Genomic DNA, 3,364 nt, shown 5'->3' on the forward strand with positions numbered 1-3,364 from the left:
CGGTCGCCGACGCCGTCGCCGACGTCCTGGCCCGCGGCACCGGCCGGCCGCCGACCCTCGGGCTCGCCACCGGCAGCTCCCCGCTGCCCGCCTACGCCGAGCTGGTCCGCCGTCACCGCGACGAGGGGCTGTCCTTCGCCGGGGCCCGCGCCTTCCTGCTCGACGAGTACCTGGGCCTGCCCGCGGGGCACCCGCAGTCCTACCGCGAGGTCATCCGCCGCGAGCTCACCGACCATCTCGACATCGACCCGGCCGCGGTGCACGCCCCGGACGGCACCCGCGCGGACCCGGCCGAGGCCGCGGCGGACTACGAACGGCTGCTCGCCGCGTGCGGCCCGGTGGACCTGCAGATCCTCGGTATCGGCGGCAACGGGCACATCGGGTTCAACGAGCCCGGCTCGGCGTTCGGCTCGCGCACCCGGGTCGCGACGCTGACCGAGCGGACCCGCGCCGACAACGCCCGCTTCTTCGACCGTCCCGCGGACGTGCCGCACCGGGTGCTCACCCAGGGACCGGCCACGATCATGGAGGCCCGGCGGATCGTGCTCGTCGCGACCGGGGCGGGCAAGCGCGCGGCCGTGGCGGCGACGGTGTCCGGACCGGTCACGACCGACGTGCCCGCGACCGTGCTGCGCGACCACCCGCGCTGCACGCTCGTGCTCGACCGGGCGGCCGCCGGGGAGCGGGCCGGGCCCGTCGCCACCGGACAGGTCGGCGCACCGGGACGGGGGCGGTAGTGGCTACGGTGGACAGCACCATGAACGGCGAGGTCCGGATCGGCGACGGGGTCGTGCCCAAGCACGAACAGCTCCGCATCCTGCTCGCGGAGACGATCGCGCGGGACTTCGCACCGGGCGACGCCTTCCCCAGCGAGCGCAGGCTGTGTCTGGACCACGGCGTGAGCCGGGTGACGGTGCGGGCCGCCGTCGGCGAGCTGGAGCGCGACGGGCTGCTGACCCGGGTCCGCGGCAAGGGCACCTACGTCGCCGCCCGCACCGCGCGCTCCCGGCTGCACCTCGCGTCCTTCCACGACGACATGCGCAGGCTCGGGCTGACCCCGACCACGGTCGTCCTCGAGGTCGCGCTCACCACCGGACCGCCGGAGGCCGTCCGCGCGCTCGGCCAGGGGCCCGACGGCCGGTGCTGGCACCTGCGGCGGCTGCGGGTCGCCGACGGGGTGCCGATGTCGATCGACGACGCCTGGTACGACGCCGAACAGGTCCCCGACCTCGACGTCCACGACCTCAGCGGCTCGGTCTACGGGATCCTGCAGGAGCACTACCGGCTCCCCATCGACCGCGCCGAGCAGACCGTCGCCGCCCAGCAGGCAGACGAGGCCTCGGCGGTCCTGCTCGGGATCCCCGCCGGGCGCCCGATCCTGGTGTTCGACCGGACCTCGAGCTCCGGCGACCGGCCGGTCGAGTACACCGTGTCGCGCTACCGCGGTGACCGCTACGAGCTGCACATGTCGCTGGACCGCAGCTGGGCCTGACCGGTGATCACCGGCTGATAGGTTCCGGCCATGCCCGAGGTCCGTCGCGCCGTCTGCCCCGGTTCCTACGACCCGCCGACGGTCGGTCACCTCGACGTCATCGCCCGCACCGCGGCGCTGTTCGACGAGGTGTTCGTCGCGATCCTGGTGAACCCCCGCAAGGAGGGGCTGTTCTCCGTCGACGAGCGCGTCGCGATGCTCACCGAGATCACCGCGGACCTGCCGGGCGTGCGGGTCGAGTCGTTCCAGGGTCTGGTCGTCGACTACTGCCGCGAGCGCGGTGCCCAGGCGATGGTCAAGGGCCTGCGCGGGGCGACGGACTACGACTACGAGCTCCCGATGGCGCACATGAACCGGCACCTGACCGGGGTCGAGACGCTGTTCCTGCCCGGTGCGCCCGGTCAGGTCTACGTGTCGAGCTCGCTGGTCAAGGAGGTCGCCCGCGGCGGCGGCGACGTCACCGCGTTCCTCCCGCCGAGCGTGCACACCCGGCTGCTGGACCGGCTCGCCTGACACGCGGGAGCGGCGCCCAATAACGGGTCCGCGCCCGCGACGGTGAGAGGATCCGTCTCGTGTACCGGGTCTTCGAGTCGCTGGACGCGCTGGTGACGATCGTCGAGGAGGCGCGCAGCGTCCCGATGACGTCGAACTGCGTGGTCCCGCGCGGCGACGTGCTGGAGCTCCTCGACGACGTCCGCGAGGCGATCCCGGGCGAGATGGACGACGCCCAGGACGTGCTCGACCGGCGCGACGACGTCGTGTCCGAGGCCGAGCGCGAGGCGGAGGAGACCCGGACCGCGGCGAACGCCGAGGCCGAGGAGACGCTGCAGAACGCGCGCACCGAGGCCGAGCGGCTCGTCGCCGAGGCGCAGGAGGAGGCCGGGCGCACCCTGGCCGAGGCCCGCCACGAGGCGGAGCGCGCGGTCGCCGAGGGCCGCCGCCAGTACGCCGAGGTCACCGACCGGGCCCGGGACGAGGCCGAGCGGATGAGCCACGCCGGCCGGGCCGCGCACGACCGGCTCATCGCCGACGGGCAGAACGAGCAGACCCGGCTGGTGTCCCAGACCGAGGTCGTCCGTTCCGCGCACGCCGAGGCCGGCCGGATCGTCGACGGCGCGCACGCCGAGGCCGACCGGCTGCGCCGGGAGTGCGACGACTACGTCGACACCACCCTGGGCGAGCTGGAGACCACCCTGAACAACGCGCTCGGCGTCGTCGGGCGCGGGCGCAGCCAGATCTGGCGCGGCCAGTACGGCCCGAACTACGGCGGCGCACGGCCCCCGGAGCAGGGCCGCACCGGCACCGGGATGGACCTCATCGACTGACGGCCGTGGCGGCTCGCGCAGTCCCGGCCGGGCGCCGACGCGGCGCTCACCCCGGGTCCACCGAGCTGCGGAGCCGGAGCGCGGCCCCGGCGGCGCCCACGACCGACATCACCACGACCACAGCGCACAGGACCGACGCCACCGGCGCCAGGCCCCACACGTCGACCGCGGCCCCCGCCAGCAGGCTCGCCACGGCGGCGGCGAGGTAGCAGTACAGGTAGACCGCGGCGAGGGTGCCGGCGCGCGTGCCCTCCGGGCTCCGGTCGAGCAGGACCCGGATCGCGCCGGCGAACGCGACGCCGAACCCGGCCCCGGCCGCGACCGCGGCGGCGAGGTAGGCGGCGAAGCTCCCGAGGGCGATCGCGCCGACGAACCCGGCGGTGCCGGCCGCCAGCACGACGGCCCCGCCGGCCAGCGCGCGTGCGGCGGGCAGCCGGGCGGCCGCGAGCCCCGCCGCCGGTCCCGCGAGGTGGTAGACGGCGACGGCCAGGGCGCCGCTGAACAGGTCGTCGCGGCCCAGTACGGAGGCCGCGAGCGACGGGGCCAG

Annotated in this window: 4 protein-coding genes and 1 pseudogene; 4 read left to right on the plus strand and 1 reads right to left on the minus strand. The window is 75.6% G+C overall.

What is annotated here, in order from left to right; all coding sequences use genetic code 11:
- From GTW08_RS28880 to GTW08_RS28895, 4 genes are all read left to right on the plus strand, one after another.
- A partial coding sequence (locus tag GTW08_RS28880) for a glucosamine-6-phosphate deaminase (protein WP_161152789.1) occupies window positions 1–737 on the plus strand: 737 nt, incomplete at its 5' end.
- Between the two features lie 8 nt (window positions 738–745).
- Window positions 746–1,492: a GntR family transcriptional regulator gene (locus GTW08_RS28885; protein ID WP_301549157.1), complete on the plus strand. Its 747-nt coding sequence runs from the start codon at window positions 746–748 to the stop codon at window positions 1,490–1,492.
- Between the two features lie 30 nt (window positions 1,493–1,522).
- Window positions 1,523–2,005 carry a pantetheine-phosphate adenylyltransferase gene (gene coaD / locus GTW08_RS28890; RefSeq protein ID WP_073578201.1) on the plus strand — a complete coding sequence of 161 codons (483 nt, stop codon included), beginning with the start codon at window positions 1,523–1,525 and terminating at the stop codon, window positions 2,003–2,005.
- A 59-nt stretch (window positions 2,006–2,064) separates the two neighbouring features.
- Window positions 2,065–2,817, plus strand: coding sequence for a DivIVA domain-containing protein (locus GTW08_RS28895; RefSeq protein ID WP_073578200.1), 753 nt, complete (start codon window positions 2,065–2,067; stop codon window positions 2,815–2,817).
- 46 nt (window positions 2,818–2,863) lie between these two features.
- Here GTW08_RS28895 and GTW08_RS28900 read toward each other — a convergent pair.
- A pseudogene (locus tag GTW08_RS28900) lies at window positions 2,864–3,364 on the minus strand (hypothetical protein); the annotation flags it as partial.

It is taken from the genome of Pseudonocardia sp. SID8383 (assembly GCF_009864975.1).
GTDB classification, from domain to species: domain Bacteria; phylum Actinomycetota; class Actinomycetes; order Mycobacteriales; family Pseudonocardiaceae; genus Pseudonocardia; species Pseudonocardia alni.